Source organism: Flavobacterium kayseriense (genome assembly GCF_014305095.1).
In the GTDB taxonomy this organism is placed as follows: domain Bacteria; phylum Bacteroidota; class Bacteroidia; order Flavobacteriales; family Flavobacteriaceae; genus Flavobacterium; species Flavobacterium kayseriense.
In genome coordinates, this window is sequence record NZ_JACRUI010000004.1 from 421,691 (window position 1) to 442,658 (window position 20,968).

The 20,968-nt window shown below is 35.4% G+C and carries 17 protein-coding genes; 7 read left to right on the forward strand and 10 right to left on the reverse strand.

Annotated elements, in window-relative coordinates:
• Window positions 1-184: 184 nt before the first annotated feature.
• Complete coding sequence (locus H8R22_RS13130; protein ID WP_317171764.1) at window positions 185-1,291, reverse strand: Glu/Leu/Phe/Val family dehydrogenase; 1,107 nt, start codon at window positions 1,289-1,291, stop codon at window positions 185-187.
• Window positions 1,292-1,494: 203 nt separating this feature from the next.
• Here H8R22_RS13130 and H8R22_RS13135 point away from each other — a divergent pair, with 203 nt between their 5' ends.
• From H8R22_RS13135 to H8R22_RS13160, 6 genes are all read left to right on the forward strand, one after another.
• Window positions 1,495-3,255 carry an ABC transporter ATP-binding protein gene (locus tag H8R22_RS13135; protein ID WP_187010843.1) on the forward strand — a complete coding sequence of 587 codons (1,761 nt, stop codon included), beginning with the start codon at window positions 1,495-1,497 and terminating at the stop codon, window positions 3,253-3,255.
• 72 nt (window positions 3,256-3,327) lie between these two features.
• A complete protein-coding gene (locus H8R22_RS13140) occupies window positions 3,328-3,714 on the forward strand; it encodes a PUR family DNA/RNA-binding protein (protein ID WP_187010888.1) in 387 nt (128 codons plus the stop codon).
• A gap of 103 nt (window positions 3,715-3,817) precedes the next feature.
• The gene (locus H8R22_RS13145) at window positions 3,818-4,720 is read left to right on the forward strand and encodes a mechanosensitive ion channel family protein (RefSeq protein ID WP_187010844.1); all 903 of its coding nucleotides are present in this window, start codon (window positions 3,818-3,820) and stop codon (window positions 4,718-4,720) included.
• Window positions 4,721-4,887: 167 nt separating this feature from the next.
• A complete protein-coding gene (locus tag H8R22_RS13150) occupies window positions 4,888-7,401 on the forward strand; it encodes a cation-translocating P-type ATPase (protein WP_187010845.1) in 2,514 nt (837 codons plus the stop codon).
• A gap of 11 nt (window positions 7,402-7,412) precedes the next feature.
• Window positions 7,413-8,243, forward strand: coding sequence for a sulfurtransferase (locus tag H8R22_RS13155; RefSeq protein ID WP_187010846.1), 831 nt, complete (start codon window positions 7,413-7,415; stop codon window positions 8,241-8,243).
• Between the two features lie 50 nt (window positions 8,244-8,293).
• Window positions 8,294-8,782, forward strand: coding sequence for a nuclear transport factor 2 family protein (locus H8R22_RS13160; RefSeq protein WP_225876028.1), 489 nt, complete (start codon window positions 8,294-8,296; stop codon window positions 8,780-8,782).
• Window positions 8,783-8,791: 9 nt separating this feature from the next.
• On the opposite strand, the gene H8R22_RS13165 is transcribed toward H8R22_RS13160, so the two are convergent.
• Window positions 8,792-9,133, reverse strand: a complete 342-nt coding sequence (locus tag H8R22_RS13165) for a tRNA-binding protein (protein WP_187010847.1) — start codon at window positions 9,131-9,133, stop codon at window positions 8,792-8,794.
• Between the two features lie 105 nt (window positions 9,134-9,238).
• On the opposite strand from H8R22_RS13165, the gene H8R22_RS13170 reads away from it, so the two are divergent.
• Window positions 9,239-9,796 carry a thioredoxin family protein gene (locus tag H8R22_RS13170; RefSeq protein WP_187010848.1) on the forward strand — a complete coding sequence of 186 codons (558 nt, stop codon included), beginning with the start codon at window positions 9,239-9,241 and terminating at the stop codon, window positions 9,794-9,796.
• Between the two features lie 64 nt (window positions 9,797-9,860).
• Here the strand turns inward: H8R22_RS13170 and H8R22_RS13175 are convergent, their stop codons facing one another.
• The 8 genes from H8R22_RS13175 to H8R22_RS13210 all read right to left on the reverse strand — a co-directional run bounded on the left by H8R22_RS13175 (window position 9,861) and on the right by H8R22_RS13210 (window position 20,942).
• Window positions 9,861-10,769, reverse strand: coding sequence for a glycerophosphodiester phosphodiesterase family protein (locus tag H8R22_RS13175; protein ID WP_187010849.1), 909 nt, complete (start codon window positions 10,767-10,769; stop codon window positions 9,861-9,863).
• Between the two features lie 2 nt (window positions 10,770-10,771).
• Entirely contained in the window at window positions 10,772-11,728 is a 957-nt protein-coding gene (locus tag H8R22_RS13180; protein ID WP_225876029.1) for an alpha/beta hydrolase, read from the reverse strand.
• A 34-nt stretch (window positions 11,729-11,762) separates the two neighbouring features.
• The gene (locus H8R22_RS13185; protein ID WP_187010851.1) at window positions 11,763-14,267 is read right to left on the reverse strand and encodes a TonB-dependent receptor; all 2,505 of its coding nucleotides are present in this window, start codon (window positions 14,265-14,267) and stop codon (window positions 11,763-11,765) included.
• A gap of 299 nt (window positions 14,268-14,566) precedes the next feature.
• Window positions 14,567-15,499 carry a peptidylprolyl isomerase gene (locus H8R22_RS13190; RefSeq protein ID WP_187010852.1) on the reverse strand — a complete coding sequence of 311 codons (933 nt, stop codon included), beginning with the start codon at window positions 15,497-15,499 and terminating at the stop codon, window positions 14,567-14,569.
• A 42-nt stretch (window positions 15,500-15,541) separates the two neighbouring features.
• Entirely contained in the window at window positions 15,542-16,696 is a 1,155-nt protein-coding gene (locus tag H8R22_RS13195; protein WP_225876030.1) for an MFS transporter, read from the reverse strand.
• Between the two features lie 160 nt (window positions 16,697-16,856).
• Window positions 16,857-17,522: a peroxiredoxin-like family protein gene (locus H8R22_RS13200; protein ID WP_187010854.1), complete on the reverse strand. Its 666-nt coding sequence runs from the start codon at window positions 17,520-17,522 to the stop codon at window positions 16,857-16,859.
• Between the two features lie 99 nt (window positions 17,523-17,621).
• A complete protein-coding gene (locus H8R22_RS13205; protein ID WP_187010855.1) occupies window positions 17,622-18,617 on the reverse strand; it encodes an alpha/beta fold hydrolase in 996 nt (331 codons plus the stop codon).
• Window positions 18,618-18,860: 243 nt separating this feature from the next.
• On the reverse strand, window positions 18,861-20,942 hold the full coding sequence (locus H8R22_RS13210; RefSeq protein WP_225876031.1) for a M3 family metallopeptidase: 2,082 nt from the start codon (window positions 20,940-20,942) through the stop codon (window positions 18,861-18,863).
• Window positions 20,943-20,968: the final 26 nt, after the last annotated feature.

Sequence of the window (20,968 nt, forward strand, 5' to 3'; positions counted from 1 at the left end):
TCTGTTTACCACCTTGTAAGAACTTTTATAAAATTAGAGTGCAAAAATAAGAATTTCCTTTTTTAAAATAAAATTAAACTATTACAAAAAAGGCAAACCTTACTATTTAATTGATATGGTCATAAAAAAGCCACAGTTTTCAATGAAAGTAGAAAACCATGGCTCTTGTATTCGAGTAGTAAAATTAGTTCTTACTATTTTCGATCTTTCTTTGATCAATTCGATTTTGAGCAATATTTAATGCTGCATGATGTGTCGTTATACCTTTGGCAACAGCATAATCTAAGATTTCCAAAGTAGTATTGTAGATATTTTCCGTTCTCGACATGATCTCAGCTCTATCGTAATGCGCCAATTCTGCATATACATTGATGATCCCACCTGCATTAATCAAGAAATCTGGTGCATATAATATGCCTCTCTCTTGTAAAATAGCACCGTGAACATCTTCATTTGCTAATTGATTATTAGCTGCTCCAGCAATTACTTTAGCTTTAATTTTGTGTACAGTAGCATCATTTATAGTTGCTCCCATTGCACAAGGTGCATAAATATCGACATCAGCAGTGTATAAGTCCTCACCTGTGTAAATTGTAGCGTTGTATTTATTCCCAACTTCATATAACTTCTCTTCGTTGATATCAGCGATAGTTACGATAGCACCTTCCTTAGTTAGATACTCTACTAAAGTTTCACCTACGTGACCAATACCTTGAACCAAAACTTTCTTTCCTGCAAGTGAATCAGATCCAAATTTATGTTTTGCAGCCGCTTTCATTCCCATGTAAACACCAAAAGCAGTTACAGGAGATGGATTCCCTGCTCCTCCTCTTTCTTCAGATATACCAGTAACATAAGGAGTCACATCCCTAACGATATCCATGTCTTTAGTTTCCATTCCTACATCTTCAGCAGTTATGTATCTACCGCTTAGTGAATGTACAAATTCACCAAATTTACGCATTAACTCAGGAGTTTTTTGAGTTTTCGCATCGCCTATTATTACGGCTTTACCTCCCCCAATATTTAATCCTGTGATTGCAGCTTTAAAAGTCATTCCTCTAGACAAACGCAAAACATCATTCAAGGCAGACCATTCATTAGCGTAATCGAACATTCTCGTTCCTCCCAAAGCAGGTCCCATAACCGAATTATGAATACCAATAATTGCTTTTAATCCTGTATCTTTGTCATTACAAAATACAATTTGTTCGTGATCATCAAATGATAATTGTCCAAAAACGGGATCCATTTTTTGAAGTTCCTTTCCAGTTGTGAAAGTTGCATCCATAGTGCTAATTTTTATGATATTGATTTTATGAATTTGTCAAAAAGACGAGTCAAAAATACATAAAAAATGAATATATTTAGGTTTTGTTTCTAATATTTGTATTATTAACAGAATAGAAAGCAAAGTGCGCTTTTAAAAATTAGCAATAAAACAACGATTAACCTTAAAAAATAAGATATTCACTAGCGAATATCCTAAATAAAATGAAAGAATTAAGTTATTTAAATAAATATTTCATCAAATACAAATACAGCTTTTCGCTAGGAATTGTGTTTACAATTATCGCACAAATCTTCATGCTCTTTACACCAAAGCTGATTAGTCAGTCCTTTAAAGTGATTGAAACTTTTGCCAAGGATAAAAACATCAGTTCAGCTGTAATTAGAGAAGAGCTAATTTCAAATATTTTACTAATTATAGCCACAACTATTATTGCTGGCTTCCTAACTTTCTTAATGCGTCAAACGCTAATAGTGATGTCGCGCCACATCGAATTTGATTTAAAAAACGAAGTGTTTAGACAGTATGAAAATTTATCTCAAAATTTTTACAAACAAAACAGAACAGGTGATTTGATGAATCGTATAAGCGAAGACGTCTCTAAGGTTCGTATGTATGTAGGACCCGCGGTGATGTACTCGATCAACACCATTATACGTTTCGCTATTGTAATTATATACATGTATAACGTTTCCCCACGACTTACTTTATACACCCTACTACCCTTACCGCTGCTTTCCTACGGGATTTTCAAACTTAGTTCAGAGATCAACAAACGAAGTACTATTTTTCAGCAATATTTATCAAAAGTTTCTAGTTTTTCGCAAGAGATTTTCTCAGGCATACGGGTTATAAAAGCATATTCCCTTGAAGAGCAACATCAAAATAACATGGAGAACTTGGCCGTAGAAAGCAAAAACAAAAGTCTTAGCTTGGCTAAAGTACAGTCTCTTTTTGGACCATTAATGATCGCTTTAATAGGAATCAGTAATCTAGTGGTTATTTATTTTGGAGGAATAATGTATATCGACGGCACCATAAAAAGTATTGGAACCATAGCCGAATTCATCTTGTACGTTAACATGTTAACATGGCCCGTTGCGTCCTTAGGATGGGTATCCTCAATGGTTCAAGAAGCCGAAGCATCTCAAAAAAGATTGAATGAATTCTTAAAAATTCAACCCGAAATCAAAAACAACAATACAAACAAGTCAGAAATAGAAGGTTCGATAGCTTTCGAAAATGTAAGTTTCACCTACAATGATACTAAAATAGAAGCCTTGAAAGACATTAGTTTTACTATAAAAAAAGGAGAGACAATTGCAATCCTTGGTAAAACAGGTTCAGGAAAATCCTCTCTTCTTTCTTTAATATCAAGATTATACGACACCACGACTGGTTCTATCAAAATCGACCAGAAAGAGATCAGTACATTGAACCTTTTTGACCTTAGAAACAGCATTGGAATCGTGCCTCAAGATGCCTTTTTATTCTCTGATAGCATCAAAAACAATATCAAATTTGGTAAAGAAAACGCCACTGATGACGAGGTTAAGGCGGCAGCCAAAAGCGCTGTGGTACATAAAAACATCATGGGGTTCAATAACCAATATGAAACAGTATTAGGCGAAAGAGGAATCACATTATCTGGAGGACAAAAGCAACGTGTATCGATTGCTAGAGCGATTATCAAAAACCCCCCAATCTTACTTTTTGATGACTGTTTATCTGCTGTTGACACAGAAACAGAAGAAGCGATTTTAAATAATTTATTTGAAATATGTAAGGATAAAACAACTCTAATTGTAAGTCATCGGGTATCATCAGCTAAAAACGCTGATACCATTATTATTCTAGAAGATGGTAAAATCATTCAACAAGGCTCTCATAACCAGTTGATAAATCAAGAAGGTTATTACAAGTCTTTATACCTAAAGCAACTTTCAGAAAAAGAATTGCTGTAATTGTTGTATAATAGATATATTTTTAAGATTTTTGATTACTAATTAACAACCATTTAATTGAGAGAACGGATTATGAGAGAACATGACATGTTAGAAAAAGAAGAGATCTTTTCTAAAGTTTTGCGTGCTGGACGAAGAACTTATTTTTTTGATGTACGAGCAACTAAGGCTGATGATTATTACATTACGATTACTGAGAGTAAAAAATTCACTGAAGAAGATGGATCGTTTCACTTTAAAAAACATAAAATTTATTTGTACAAAGAAGACTTTGCTGCTTTTGCAGAAATCCTAGAAGACATGACCTCTTATGTTTTAAACCACAAAGGAGAAGAAGTAATCTCAGAGAGACATCAAAAAGATTTTAAAAAGGAATATGCTGTAGAAATAGCTTCTGCAGATGAAGAAGCATTACCACAAACATCAAGTTTTACAGATATTGATTTTGACGATATTTAATTTATAACCTATAAATTAATGTTCTTACTTACTTAACAAAAAGTCCAAAAATCAATTGATTTTTGGACTTTTTACTTTTCACACAACTACAAAAAATTTTTACATGACTGAAATCACAAACAAATATCTCGACAAATATGCTGAATTAGTAATTCCGTGGTTATTAACTAATGGAGTGAAAATAATTTTCATAATTATTGGAGCAATAATTCTAAATAAAATCGTCACAGGCTTTATAGAAAAAGCAGTACGAATTGCAGTTCGTCCAGACGGAATATCATCCCAAGAGGCAGAAGAGAAAAGAGAAAATACTTTAATTCAGATCTTCAATACTACGGCTAAAATTGGAATTATAATCATTGCTTCCTTGATGGTTTTAGAGGAATTTGGAGTTGAGATCGCTCCTATTTTAGCAGCAGCCGGAATAGTGGGATTGGCTTTTGGTTTTGGGGGTCAGTACCTCATCAGGGACATTATATCTGGTCTCTTTATTATTTTAGAAAATCAATATCGCGTGGGTGATATAGTAAGTTTTGATAATGCAAGCGGAACCGTCCAAGAAATTAGTTTGCGAAAAACAACTTTACGCGATCTCGACGGAACGGCACATCACATTCCGCATGGCGAAATCAAAAAAGTATCTAATTTATCGAAAGATTTTTCCAGAATCAACCTAGATATGGGTGTGAGTTACAACACTAACTTAGAGCATGTTATCAGCGTGATTAATAGTGTAGGAATTACTTTAGCAAATGACCCTGATTGGAAACATGCTATTCTACTTGCTCCACAATTTTTGCGTGTAAATGATTTTGCTGATTCTGCGATAATGTTAAAAATTTTAGGAGAGACACTTCCAAGTAGACAATGGGAAGTGACTGGCGAATTACGCAAACGTCTAAAAGTGGCGTTTGACAAAGAAGGAATCGAGATTCCGTTTCCACAAATGGTACTTCATAGCGCAGTCGAGACTTCACCAGACAATACCAACCAAGAAAAGATTTAAATATTAGCAAAAAATCATAGCAAAAGTCTAAAAGTCAATTGATTTTTAGACTTTTTTTTAGCTATACTAACTATAAATAAGCGAAGAGATTGAAACATCAAGGATTGCTTTTACAGCTACTTAATTTAAAATAGTATATTTGATTAGCATCTTAAAAATGATGAAGTATGTCACAAGAAATAAACATTCCTGACCACATTATTGGCCTTACTGACAGCGAAGTTAATCGTTCTAGAGAAACATCAGGTTACAATGAACAGGTACAAAAACAACAATATAAATGGTGGCTAGCTCTTTTTGAGCTTTTCAAGGAACCTATGTTGGTACTGTTAATTGCTGTTGCCATTATTTATTTTATTTTAGGTCAGAATAACGAAGCTTATTTTATGCTAGCCGCTATTGTTGCTGTTTCTGGAATCTCTTTTTACCAAGACAACCGCAGCCGAAAAGCACTAGAAGCCTTAGAAAAACTAAACGAGCCCCTTACTACTGTATATCGAAATAAACAACCGCAAAGTATCCCAACCAATACTATCGTATTAGGAGATTTAATAATTGCTACTGAAGGAAATACAATTAATGCGGATGGCGAAATTATACATAGTAATGATTTCTCAGTGAATGAGTCCACGCTTAGTGGTGAACCTTATGCTGTGTTTAAATCTGAAAAATCCGAACATAAAATTGTTTACAGCGGAACCCTAGTAGCATCTGGGTTAGCCGTTTATAGAGTAACAGCAATTGGTTCCAAAACAAAAATAGGACAATTAGGACAATCTCTTCTTGATATTAAAAATGAGCCTACACCTTTACAAATTCAAATAGAAAAATTTGTAAAGGGAATGGCCGTGATAGGAATTGTTATTTTTCTGCTCGTCTGGGGAGTGTACTACTATAAAACACAAGACGTTTTAAATAGTTTATTAAAGGGCTTAACTCTAGCCATGTCTATCCTTCCGGAAGAAATACCCGTTGCCTTTACCACTTTTATGGCGTTAGGCTCTTGGCGTTTGATGAAAGAAGGCATTATCGTTAAAAAAATCAGAACAGTAGAAACATTAGGGAGCGCCACTGTGATTTGCACCGATAAGACGGGAACAATTACAGAGAATACTATGAGTCTACAGTCGGTATATTCTTTTGAGTCCGACTCGCTTTACGAAAAAGAAGATTGGAATAATAGCGATGCTAAACAAGTCATCGAAATTGCGATGTGGGCTAGTGAACCAGTACCATTTGATCCGATGGAAAAAACTTTACACGATGAGTTTAAAAGCACAACTGCAAATGACGTTCGCTCCTCGTTTAAAATAGTCCATGAATATCCGCTAGAAGGCAAGCCACCAATGATGACTCATGTATTCCAAAATGAAAACGGACAAAGAATTATTGCTGCCAAAGGTGGTGCCGAGACAATTTTAAAAGTATCAAAAATAAGTGACGCGGAACGCGAAAAAATAAACCAAATAATTGATCGCTTAGCATCGAAAGGCTACCGTATATTGGGTGTAGCACAATCTAATTATCAAGAGCATGATTTTCCTAAAGACCAGCAAAACATTCCTTTTAAGCTAGTTGGCTTGGTTGTTTTTTACGATCCACCTAAGTCAAACATCGAGCTAGTGATGAATCAATTTTACAAAGCAGGAATAACCATTAAAGTGATAACTGGTGACAATAGCCCCACCACTAAAGCTATCGCTGAAAAAGCGGGGATTAAAGACGCAAACTATTGTTTAGAAGGTCAGGACATCATGGCACTAGACGCTACAAAAATGATACAAGCCATTCACGAGACAACTTTGTTTACGCGTATGTTTCCCGAGGCAAAATTAGCGGTTATAAAAGCACTTAAAAAAGACAATCAAATTGTGGCTATGGTTGGTGACGGAGTAAATGATGGTCCTGCGCTTAAAGCGGCCCATATAGGTGTAGCCATGGGTAAAAAAGGAACTGAAATCGCTAAATCAGCGGCTGATTTAATTCTCGTAGATGATGATTTATCAAAAATGATTATAGCCGTTGCCGCAGGTCGACGCATCTACACCAATCTAAAAAAAGCGATTCAATACATCGTTTCAATACACATTCCTATTATATTAACGGTATCACTACCCCTGTTTTTCGGATGGATCTACCCTGACATTTTTACTCCTGTTCACGTTATTTTTCTTGAGTTGGTTATGGGACCAATGTGTTCCATCGTATATGAAAATGAACCTGCCGAAAAAAACAGCATGCAACAAATGCCTAGACAATTGGGTAGTACTTTTTTATCATTTAAAGAGATGGCCATTAGTATTATTCAAGGGCTTGTTATAACGATTGCCATATTAGTTACATATCAATTAACTGTTCAGAGCGGAGGATCTGAAATTGAAACACGCACGATGGTTTTTTCTACCTTAGTTTTTTCTAACGTACTTTTATCCCTCGTAAACCGTTCCTTTTACTATTCTGTATTCACCTCTCTAAAAAACAAAAACAATATGATGATCTTTGTGAATACGGTCACATTAGTCATGTTAGGAATGATTATTTACATTAGTCCGATTGCATCATTTTTTGAGGTTCAACCATTGACATTTTTGCAAATAATTACCTGTCTGGCGATTAGCGCGACCTCTATATTGTGGATCGAAATTTACAAATGGAATAAAAGACGTAAAGGAACAAACTAAAATAGCAACTTATGAAAAACACATTAGTATCCATAGATTGGTTAAAAAACAACTTGCAAGATCCAAATTTAATTATTCTTGATGCAAGCCAGCAAGTTAACCAAGCTAATGTTAGTCCTGAATTTGCAGGTATCCAAATTGAAGGTGCTGGCTTTTTTGACATTAAAAATAATTTTAGCGACAGTTCCAATCCGTTACCTAACACCTTTCCTGATCCAAAAGCGTTTGCTATAGCAGCTCAAAATCTCGGCATTAATACTACCAGTAAAATTGTGGTGTATGATAGTTTAGGTATTTACTCTAGCCCGAGAGCATGGTGGTTGTTTCAGATCATGGGACATGAAAACGTTTGGGTGCTTGATGGAGGACTTCCTGCATGGGTAAAAGCCGATTTCCCTATTGAAAAAATTAGTCCCAATACCTTTACACCTGGCAATTTCGAATCGAATTTCAATCCTTCCATGGTCAAAAACACAGCAGATGTGTTAGCTAATATAAAATCTAAAACAGCTGTATTAATCGATGCTCGATCTAACGACCGTTTTTTAGGGCTAACTCCAGAACCTCGAGCTGGACTGCGTAGCGGACACATTCCTGGTGCAATTAACATTCCGTATACTGACCTTGTCCAAAACGGGTATTTTCTATCTAAAGAAAAATTAAAAGCTATTTTACCTAATCAAGAGACAGCATTAATCTTTAGTTGTGGTTCTGGTATCACGGCCTGCATTGATTATCTTGCATATGAAATAATTGGTTCCAGCAATGACAGATCAGTCTACGACGGATCTTGGACAGAATGGGGACAAAGTGAAAGCTTACCAATCGAAAAATCAAATTAATTTATAATTAGTTAACCCTTAACTAAAGTCAACCATTTAAAATTGAGGTGATGAAAAAAAGTATTCTTTATTTATATTCTTCAATTGTGCTAATAATAGTTTCCTGCGCTCCTAAAAAAGAAACCTCAGCACAATCTCCATACCGGTATACTATTGAAAACCAACAGTTACATGATGCTATTACTACAATGGATAGTACTTTTTTTGATGCTTATAATAAATGTGACATGAACATGCAAGCTCAAATTTATGCCGACACATTAGAGTTTTATCACGACAAAGGTGGTCTAATGACATCTAAACAAGATATTCTAGACGGAACCAAAAAAAACATTTGCGGTAAAGTGACGAGAGAATTAGTTGCAGGAAGCATCGAAGTATATCCAATAAAAGATTTTGGCGCGGTCGAAATAGGACTTCATAAATTTCACAACAACCAAGAACCAGCCAACACCCCTTCTACAATTAGCAAATTTATTATTATGTGGCAGTTTGCAAATAATAAATGGCAAATAACCAAAGTGATAAGTTTACACTAAAAACAGTAGCTAGCCAATGCGCAATCCGTTTTGAATTTTAAAATCAGGAGCTAGTAAAATTACATCACCCGACTCGCCTATGGCACCAAGAACCAAACATTCACTCATAAACTTTCCGATTTGCTTTTTTGGAAAGTTTACTACCGCAACAATTTGACGATTAATTAAATCATCTTTGGTGTATCGTTTGGTGATTTGCGCCGACGTTTTTAGAATTCCTATCGCTTCACCAAAATCAATAGTCAATTGATAAGCTGGTTTTCTTGCTTCAGGAAAATCGTTTAGCCCAATTATAGTTCCAACATACATTGCTACTTTATCAAAATCTTCCCAACTTAAACTACCTTCCATTCGCTTTTTAGAATAAATTACTTCCTCACTAAATTACAAATTTCACTAAGAAAGCAAACCTTTTTCACTAACTTTAAGGTTCAAAATTTAAATACTTTTTTTACAATGGCAAATACCACTTCTAAAATGGCATTACTTGGAACAAAGGCGCCCAATTTTCAACTACCGGATAGGACATGGGGCAAGGAATCCTTTTCGTTTGCTGATTTAAGAGGCGAAAAAGGCACACTCGTGTTTTTTATTTGCAATCACTGTCCATTTGTACATCATGTAATTGAAGAAGTTGTTATGATTGCTAATGATTACCGCGTACAAGGTTTAGGTATCATTGCTATATCAAGTAATGATGTTGTTATGTACCCACAAGACGGCCCTACACTAATGACTGAATACGCCTTTGAAAATAATTTTGAATTTCCTTATTTATACGATAGTAATCAAACAGTTGCTAAGGCATATCAGGCCAGCTGTACTCCTGACTTCTTTTTATTTGATAGTCAAGACGAGTTAGTATATCGCGGCCAATTAGATGATAGCCGTCCTGGCAACGGCATCCCGTTAAGCGGTAGTGATTTGCGCGGAGCTATTGACGGAATTTTATACAACCGAACTATTAATCCAGACCAAAAACCAAGCATTGGATGTGGTATAAAATGGAAGTAATACTATAAAAAAAGCCTCTGAATTATGTTCAGAGGCGTTTTGCATTTTCTTTATTTTGCATCAACTACTTTCTTAGCGGTAGAGCTAGGTTAGGATAATCGGTAATAATACCGTCTACTCCCATTGCTAGTAAAGATTCCATTTCTTCTCGTTTATTCACTGTCCATGGAATCACTTTCATTTTATTTTGATGTATAGTCGCTACCTCAGCAGGATTAAGTAATACATAGTACGGACTATATATTTGAGGTTTAAAACCTAAATCGGCAATATTTGTGTTGAAGTCATTCTCAAAAACCAAATAGGCCAAAGTATATTTTGGATATACTTTATGAATGTATTGTAATACTCTTGGATCAAAACTTTGAATAATAACCCGATCTGTTGGTAACATTTTTTGTACTTGTACTATTACTAAATCTGCAAATTCATGAACAGTAGGCTGATATCCGTTTTTTTCTTCGTCAGGAGTACTTTTGATCTCAATATTGTACTTGATTTTAGGATTTATCGCTTCTGCGAAAGCTATAACCTCACTCAACAAAGGTTTACTCACTTGCTCTTTTAGTTGTTCTGGAAAAAGCACATTGCCATAGCTTCCCACATCAAAAGCACGTACTTCTTGATAGGTATGTTCAAAAATTTTGTAGGCCAATCCGTCTTCCTTACTTATGTTTTTATGGTTCGCATCTAGCGTTACTTGATCATTTAACCATGGTTCATGAGATACTACTATTTGCTTGTCCTTGGTAACCACTACATCCATTTCTAGAGTAGTTACACCAAGTTCCAAAGCTTTTTTAAATGCGGGAATGGTATTCTCTGGAGCTAATCCGCGTGCTCCTCTATGCCCTTGCAAATCAAAAACATACGTTTTTATTTTCTCCGCTGTATTTGGTATTTTGGATTGTGCCTCCGCAAAAGTTAAGTCGCAGAGCAGAAGCATTCCTAAGAAAAATTGTATCGTTTTCATACTTATTTTTTTTCTAATTGTTTGTCCAGAAATAAGGTTGTTTCTCTATAAACCGATTCCCAATCCTTAGATCTTATATCACAAGCGATAACGTGGTTCCCTACTTCGGTAAAAGCTACTTTTTCTTTGTGATTTTGCGGCGTTCCTAAACTTTCATACATTTTTAAAATTGCTGGAACAGACACAACCTTATCTTGCTCCTGTTCATTTTTAAAATAATAACCCACAAAAACAGGACATTTTACTTTTTTAAAAGTTGTTGTAGTCATGTTGTCCTTTAGCATTTTAATCAAAGCAGCATATCCATTTACATGATACGATGTCGACCAAAATTTCGCCTCTTCTGCCGGCCTATTTTGCTTTTGTATTTCGCCTCCATTCATTTTTATAAAACCAGCCTTCCCTTCAGGAGTTAAGAGAATTTCCATTTGAGGATTTATTACATCTATAAATGGTGAATACATGACCAAACCAGCGATCTCATTATCGGCTGCAGCCAAGGCAAGACTCAATGTGCCTCCAGTCGAAGTGCTCACAATAACTACTTTTTCTCCGAGTATTTTTCCTATGGCAACAGCTTCTTTTGCAGAAGCGATGTAATTCTCGGGAGTCAGAAATTCAAATCCATTACTTCTATCAATACCGTGCTCACTTAAGCGCGCTTCATAAACATTAGCATTATATTTTTCAGACAACATTTTCATAACGGGCGCTCCTTCTCTTTTACTTGCCCCAAAACCATGTAGGTACACAAAAGCTAATGGTGTTTTTTCATGCACATTTGCTTTGGCCCAAATAATCGCTGCTTCGTTTCCAGCTTTAATTCCGGGTACGGCTGCCTCTTGATTCTGTAGTACTCTATCTATTGTCTGCAAGTCGTATTGTGTGCTACTTTGTTGAGCTATTGCTGTAAGGGAAAAAGCAACAAATATAAAAGTATACAATTTATTTATCATCATAATCATTCTATTTTAAGTCGTTAAAAAATGTTTCCTAAAATTTAGCCGAAACTTGCATACCAAACAATTGTGGTGCACCTGCTATAAAGGTAGGGATTCCAAAAGCCTGACCCGTATTTCCGGCATCGATAATGTATTTTTTATTACCCACATTATTCATGTAAAAATTCACTTCATATTTTTTGTCAATTATTAGGCCAATTCTGGAATTTAAAATTCCGTATCCCGCTTGTGAAATATTGGACAAGTTCGTTTCTTCAAAAAATACTTTTGATTTATAAGTAAAAGAAGGTCGAATAAACAACTCTAATCTACTGTTTAATCTTGGAGTGATGTCAAGTCCTGCAGAGATAGAGTGCTTAGGTGTTAATCTAAAAGTATTACCTGCTAATGCTTGTGGATTTCCATTGGCATCATTATCATCAAAAGAGGCATCTATATAACCGTAATTAGCAAAAAAACTAGCGTTTTTATTAAAAGCATATTGAAAAGCAGTCTCAAAACCAAAAGAAGATGCATTACCACTATCTTGAACCGCTGTAGTAAACACACCATTTACAAAAGAAGTGACACTCGTTTGAAAATTAGAGTAGTCGTAGATATACGCATTGATATCGAACTGTAATTTATTATTCAAAAATAAAGATTTTGCACCAACCTCGTACGACCAAACGATTTCATTAGCCAAAACTCTTGTGCGAGCTGCTGTGATATTAATTACATTAGGTCTTCTTCCTCTCGAGGTAGTTGCAAATAATGTAATATTATCGTTAACCATATAATTTGCCGCAAAACGTCCTACCATGGATAAAAAGTTTTTATTAGCTACAATTCTTTGGTTGTTTGTCGAGGCAAACAAATTATTGGGATATACATTTGTCAAATAACCCACATTAGACGCTGTGGTGGCATCTTGCACTTGGTAACCTGCATTTGCATTTTCCCATGTACCGCGCAAACCTGCTGTTAAGGACAGTTTAGAAGTTAAATCATAAGATGCATCAGCGAAAATATCTCCTGAGTAATTACGAGAGAAATTGGTATTAGATTCAAAATTACTTGGATTGAAAGGTGCTCCTGCCAAAGGTCCAAAAGTAGCAGGATCATTCGGGATAGAAGGTAAATATTGAGGTTGACCGTTGACTACAAAAGTAGCTGGGCTCAAAAGTAACATTGCAAAACTCTGTTCGTTTACTTCCCAAGGCACGTATTGACTTCCGTTTTCTGCAAAGAAATTAGTTCCAATAAAACCTCTGAATTTTGAGTTTGTATCAAAGTTAAAACGCAACTCTTGACTGAATTGTTCTCCTTTGGCTATTTCTCTAAAAAACAGAGCAGGAGCCGCAGTACCATCAGCATCAAAAGCCTCATTCGAGTCAAAATCACGATAAGCAGTTGTAGCTGTCAAATTCCAATTTGGATTGAATTCATGATTAACAATCGCAGTGATTCCTTTTACCGTTCGGTCTACACCTAATTCTTCCCCGCGTTCTAAGTCGGCAAAAGTATTTGGATTCGTATCCCCTCCTGCAGGAGCATAAGTACCACTTTTAAATGAGGTTCCCGGAGGTGTATCATGCTGCCAGTTGGCAATCAAATCAATCTTCGTTTTCTCTGAAGAGACATATTTTAATGCTGCTCTAAATGCAAGCGTTTGCTTCCCGTTTAAAGTACCACCTGAAAGATTTTTAATATATCCGTCACGAGCATTGTATATTCCAGCGGCTCTAAAATATAATTTATCTTTTACTAGTGGCGTATTAAAGTGACCATTAGCTAAAACTTGATCAAAATTTCCGTATCCTACTTTTAAGGCTCCTGTGCTTTCGTTTTTAGCCTTATTTTGAATAATGTGCATGGCACCAATTTGTGCACCACGACCAAATAATGTTCCTTGTGGCCCTTTTAAAACCTCAACACGTTCTACATCAAAAAGCTCTACGACAGACCCTCGTGATTTACTAATAGATACACCATCTTGAAAGATAGAAACTCTAGGCTCAACTCTAGAATCACCACTATCGCTGGTTATACCACGTATTACTACTCCCGGGTTATTAACACTTTGAATTTGCACTTGAAATCCTGGAACATAATCTGACAAAGCATCGTATTCAAAAGTCCCTTGTTTATTTATAAAATCACTACCATACGACGTAATCGCAATGGGAACATCTTTATTTTTTTGTTCTCTCTTTTGAGCTGTTACGGTAATCCCTTCTAACATGGCGGGCATTTCTTCTAGCTCGAAATTAATTGTTGCAGTTCTTGCACTTAAAGTAACTTCTTTTTCTAAAGGAAGATAACCTTCGCGAGAAACTAAAATTTGATAGATTGTTGATTCTAGATCCTGAATAACAAATTGTCCAGCATTATCAGAGAGTGCGCTTTGCTTTAGACCTTTGATTGTTACCAAGGCTCCTTTGATATTTTTACCTTGATCTGATGTGATAGTTCCTCTTAGAGTAGCTTTACTTTGACCGCTTACAATCGAAATAACGAATAAAGACAGGAGGAGAATACAGTACTTAAAATTCATTTTAAATGGAATTTGGATGGTTAATTATTTTGTCCAAAAGTATTTTTTATTCCATTTCTACTAATTAAGAGAGTATTATTCTATGATTAAAATTAATGACGAAAAAGCAGTAAATAACCTCTATTTAACATTTACATAAACCTGATGAACAGAATGCATTTTATTGAGGAATTCTGCTGAAGTTTGATCCAAAGTTTGCTACTAAAAAGACAATAGCAACTCTTGTTTGAAACTAAAAAACCGTTTCAAAATAAGTTTTGAAACGGTTTATATAGTGTAATAATGAAGACTAGTGAATGTTATTTTACATCCATTAATTCTACATCAAAAATTAAAGTAGCGTTTGGTGGAATTACTCCTCCTGCTCCTGCTGGTCCGTATCCTAAATCAGACGGAATAACAAAACGTGCTTTGTCTCCTACTTTCAATAGAGCAATACCTTCGTCCCATCCTTCGATCACTTGCCCTTGACCTAGTTTGAATTCGATTGGTTTTTTTCTTGGGTATGATGAATCAAAAACTTTTCCAGTTTCTAATGAACCTTCGTAGTGTACAGCAACTGTTTTACCGGCTACAGCTTGTTTTCCATCCCCTCTTTGGATGAATTGGTAACGCAATCCACTTTCTGTTTTTTCAAAACCTGCTGCTAATGTTTCCATTTTTGCTTCTGATTCTGCTTTCAAAGCGGCTTGTTTTTTCAAGCGAGCTCCTTTTAAACCTACAAATGCTTCGATAGCATTCCAGTTTTTAGCTTCTTCACCTACTCTAATGATTTCAACTGAATCTAAAGCATCACCTTGAGCGATAGCATCTACCACATCTTGTCCTTCGATTACATTTCCAAAAACAGTGTGTTTATCATCTAACCATGGTGTTGCAACGTGAGTGATAAAAAATTGAGATCCATTTGAACCAGGACCAGAATTTGCCATAGACAACACACCAGGTGCATTATGACGTAAATCTTTGTGAAATTCATCATCAAATTTGTACCCTGGATCTCCTGTTCCAGTTCCTTGAGGACATCCTCCTTGAACCATAAAATCAGGGATCACTCTATGAAAATTTAAACCATCATAGAATTTCTGTCCCTGAGGTTTAATTTTATTTTCCATATTTCCTTCGGCAAGAGCAACAAAATTCCCTACTGTTCCTGGAGTTAAATCGTGTGTTAGTTTTACTAAAACAGCACCTTTTGCAGTGTTGAATTTAGCGTATATTCCGTTTTCCATCTTTATTTATTTTTATTGAATTGCAAATTTACAAATTAATTTTTATCCATTACTACTTTCTACCGCTTTCCCTCTAGCTTTATAGGTAAATCCATACACTGAAAATGCCAGCCCCGATAATAACAAACAACCTAAAGCTACCGCATGCCACCCTCCTAATTGCCATAAAAACAAGCCAAAGGCAGAACCTGCTGCTGTTCCCAAAAAGCTGAACGACATAAAAACAGTATTCATTCTATTTCTCGCCTCTGGCACGATCGAGTAAACTCGTGTTTGATTTGAAATATGCACGCCTTGAAGACCAATGTCGATTAATACTATTCCTATGACAAGACCTACGACACTCGCTCCTGAGAAGTAAAAAACAATAAAACTCAAGGCTATTAATACACAGCCATATCCAACGGCAACTCTAGAACTCCATTTATCCCCTAATTTACCAACTAAGGGTGCGGCCAAAGCTCCCGAAGCACCTACAATACCGAATAAACCTATAGTGGCGCTATTAAAATTAAAGGGTTCAGCAGAGAGTAATAAAACCATTGTAGTCCAAAAAGCACCAAATTGTGCGAAGCTAAATACGTTGATTAAGGTTGCTTCACGAAGTAAAGGTTGTTCCTTTATTAAAGTAAAAAGTGAACCGATAAGTTGACCATATGAGCCGTCGAAAACAGGTTTATTATAAGGAAATTGTTTTTTGATAATAAAGAATAAAAGCAAACAAAGTCCAGAAGCAATCCAAAACATAGCACGCCACCCTAATACTTCACCTATGAATCCACTTAAAGTTCGTGATAACAAAATCCCCACTAAGAGTCCACTCATGATGGTTCCCACAACCTTACCTCTCTTTTCTGGAGCACTTAGTGATGCTGCTAGCGGTAAAATAAGTTGCGGAACAATAGAGGTGATTCCTATTAAAAGGGAAGCGATTTCAAGCACGAAATAACTTTGCGCGGTTGCTGCAATAATTAATGCAATGACAGTGGCAAAAGTGGTATATAGTATTTGCGATTTACGCTCTAATTTATCACCTAATGGCACCATAAAGAATAAACCAATAGCATAACCTGCTTGTGTGAGATAGGTTATTGTTCCTGCATCGGCATGCGGAATATTAAATTCGTCAGCAATTAAAACAATAAGCGGCTGACAGTAATATAAGTTGGCAACTATAAGACCTGTAGCAATAGCCATAAACAGGACATTTTTGTTTGATAAATTCATCCTGCAAAAGTACGTTCTGTTTTAAAAATTTGTGCTGTAAACAAAAGCTAATTTTTCATTAAAAGTAAATTAAAACAACAAACCCTCATTAGTTTCGCCAATGAGGGTTTACTAATTTAGCACTATCCTTTTATTCTTGTAAAGTATCTAATGCTTTAAATATTTCAGTTGCTTCTGCTCTGTTACGATATTCAGCATCTAAAAAAGTATAAACTATTTTACCATCTTGATTGATTACATAAGTTGCTGCTAATGGCAATTCATCTGAATCATCACCGTTGTAACCGTGCAAGTCAAAACCCTTCTGATATGAATCAGCTACGGCATCAGTTAATTTAAAAACGATTCCGTACTCCTTAGCGACTTTGTTTCCTACATCACTTAGTACTTCAAATTCCAATTGGTGCTTCTCTGCAGTCGACATAGATTTGTCTGGTAACTCAGGTGTCAACGCTATTAGACTTGCTCCTTTTAATTGAATTGTGGGTAATTGTTCTTGTAAATAATGTAAAGTCATATTACAATAAGGACACCAACCACCACGATACCAAGTTAAAACTACCGGTCCTTTCTTCAAATAATCATTCAATTGCACCTCTTTACCAATAGCATTTGTCAAGATAAAATCAGGTGCGATATCATCATTTTTTTTTGCAGTAGCAATTAAGTTTTGTCGTACTACATCGGCAATTCCGTCTGCATATATTTCTTTAATTTGATCTGGTGCTTTAGCTTCCCATGCATTTTTAGCATTGTCTAAAGTTTCCTGTAAACTGATCGTATTTTCTGTACTCATAATTATTGTTTGTTTGTCACGCCAAAATTAAGGCGGTGTTTTGCGATATAAATTATCGTTAAATTAGAAATTGTTATATAATTTCCATTGCTAATGCTTCTACTTCTCAAGAAACAGTAGTAATGGTTGAATGAATTCATTAAAACTTTCGATATGCGGCATGTGCCCTATATTAGGGATTTCGATCAATTTTGCATTTGGTATTTTCTTTTGTGTTTCTTTCCCTAGGTTGTCATACAATCCCATAGTTGCTTGTACTTCCTTTGAAACTAATGGTTTTCCTAAAGCTGTTCTATCTCTAGTTCCAATAATTAATAAGGTAGGTGCTTTTATATTTTGGAATTCATATACAACAGGCTGTGTAAAAATCATATCGTATGTTAAGGCAGAATTCCAAGCAATTCTTTTAAAATCAGAATTTAAGGTCCAACCGGCTAATAAGTTTACCCATTCGTCGTATTCTGGCTTCCACTTTCCATCGTAGTAACTATCTAATTGGTATTTTTTAATACGCTCGTAACTTTGTGTTAGTTCGTTTTTGTACCACCAATCTACGGTTTGGTATGGTACTTTTAACTTCCAATCTTCCAAACCAATAGGATTTTCTAGAATTAATTTTTCCGTAACTTCTGGATACATTAAAGCAAAGCGCGTGGCTATCATGCCCCCCATAGAATGACCTAAAACTGCTGTTTTTTGGATTCCGAGAGAGTCCAAAATATGCTTGGTGTTTTGTGCTAATTGCTGAAAAGTATATTGAAAATTGTCGGGCTTTGTTGATTTTCCAAAACCTATTTGATCAGGAACAATTACTCGAAAACCTTTTTTTGATAATGCATCAATGGTTGTTCGCCAATAAGCCCCATTAAAATTTTTTCCATGAAGCAATAAAATATTTTTTCCGTTGTAATTGGAGGGTTTTATATCCATGAATTCCATTTGGAGCTCCTGCTGCTGTACATTTATCGTAATAAAATGAGATGGGTAAGGATATTCATAATTAGAGAGATTGAGGTCTAACCATTGTAATTTTTCTTGCTGTGCAAAAGTTGCTATTGTGATAAAAAAGAGCAGTACTATTTTTTTGAATTTCATTTTTGTGATTTTCTATACGAATTGTAAATTTAAGGATTATCAATGCGCAATGAAAAACATTAAGGAAACTTTACGATTTAATAATCAAATCTTGTCGATAAGCCTGCTCCCTAGCCCAGATGGAAACGGCATCCTATTATGCCGGGGTTCGGCATAATAGATAGAGTGGACAGCTGGAATTGCTACAAAAAAAAATGACATCCTTTACGAATGTCATTTCCTTTAAAAAGATAAAATATTTGATTATTTCTCTAGAAGTCCCGCGTTTCTTAAATAAGGCTCCACCTCCATTTTATGACCAATCAGTTCTTCAAAAGCTTTGTTTAAATCGACACTGTTACCCACAGATAAAATATATTTTCTAAAACGCTCAGAGTTTTCTCTGCTTAAACCACCGTTTGCCTTCATCCAGTCGTATACATTGTAATCTAAAGTTTTAGACCAAGTGTAAGCATAATATCCAGCAGAATAGCCTCCTGAGAAAATATGTGCAAAGTAAGGAGAATGGTATCTTGTAGGCACTTCGTTTACCAATAAACCATATTTTTCAAGTGCTTCTTTTTCGAAAACTAATGTTGGTTTAAAATCAGCTTCATTTTCTACGCTATGCCAAGCCATATCTAAAGTGGCTGCAGCCAAAAGTTCCGTAACATGGTACCCACTGTTAAACGATTCTGCCTTTTTAATTTTGTCAATTAAATCCTGAGGAATTACTTCTTTAGTTTTGTAATGCAATGCATAGTTTTTCAATACTTCTGGGTCTAAAGCCGCGTGCTCATTTATTTGAGAAGGAAATTCTACAAAGTCACGTGGCACAGAAGTTCCAGAAAGACTTGCGTAATTTTGATTAGCAAACAAACCGTGCAATGTATGTCCGAATTCATGGTACAAAGTTGTAACATTGTCAAAACTAATCAAAGAAGGGTTTCCGTTTACCGGTTTAGAAAAGTTATAAACATTTACGATAACAGGTTTTTGTTTTAAATAATGTGATTGTTTCACAAAACTATTCATCCAAGCTCCACCTTTTTTATTATCTCTAGTGTAGAAATCTAAATAGTAGATTGCCATTGATTTTCCGTCATTATCGAATACTTCATAAGCAACAACATCCGGATGATAAACAGGTAGATCTTTACGTTGTTTAAAAGTTATTCCGTACATTTTTTGAGCAGCAAAGAAAACTCCTTTTTCAAGAACAGTAGTTAGCTCAAAGTATGGTTTTACTTGACTTTCGTCTAGATCATATTTGGCTTTACGCACTTGCTCAGAGTAAAAATCCCAATCCCAAGGTTCCAATTTGAAGCCTCCTTTTTGTGCATCGATTAAATCCTGAATTTCTTTTGCCTCTACTTTTGCTTTTGCAACTGCAGGTGCAGCTATTTCAGCCAACAAATTCATTGCTCTCTCAGGTGTTTGAGCCATTTGATCTTGTTGCTTCCACTCAGCAAAATTCTTTTTACCCATCAATTTGGCTTTCTGCAAACGCAATTTTACCATTTGCTCTAGTACATCACGGCTGTCTCCCTCATCATTTTTCTCTGCACGAGTCCAAGATGATTTAAAAATTTTTTCTCTAGAGGCTCTGTTAGTTAAACTTTGTAAAACAGGTTGTTGTGTTGTATTTTGCAAAACGATTAAATATTTTCCGTCATGACCTTCTTCTGTTGCCTTTAACTTTGCAGCAGCAAGTTCACTTGCACTTAATCCATCTAAATCCGCTGCTTTATCAAACAATATAGCACCATTTTTGCGAGCAGTTAATAATTTATCACCAAATGTAGTTCCCAAGATTGCAAGCTCTCCATTGATTTTTTTCATTTTCTCTTTATCTGCATCTGATAAATTGGCTCCAGCTAATTCAAAATCCTGAATATAACTTTCGGTCAATTTTTTATCTTCTCCCTTGAGTGTGTTGATATCGATTGCCTTGAAACGTTTGTATAACGTACTATTCAAGTACATTTTGTCACTATGTGCTGAGAAAATAGGGGCATATTCTGCCTGCAAAACTTGTAAATTTGGATTTGTATTAGAACTTGTTAGGTTGTAAAACATCCCAGTAGCTCTTTTTAAATCTACTCCAGAAGTTTCAACCGCTAGTACGGTGTTCTGAAAAGTAGGTTTAGCTGGATTGTTTGCAATAGCCAGAATTTCTTTATCCTGAACAGCCAGTCCATATTCAAAAGCAGGTTTAAAATCTGCGTCTTTTATAAGATTGAATTGTGGTGCTTGGTATTGTAAAGTACTTTTTTGTAATAACGGATTAGTCATTTTTACTGTATTATTTTGAGCACGGACTGTTTGCAGTGACGCAAGAGCCATAAACATGCTACCGGATATAACAATTT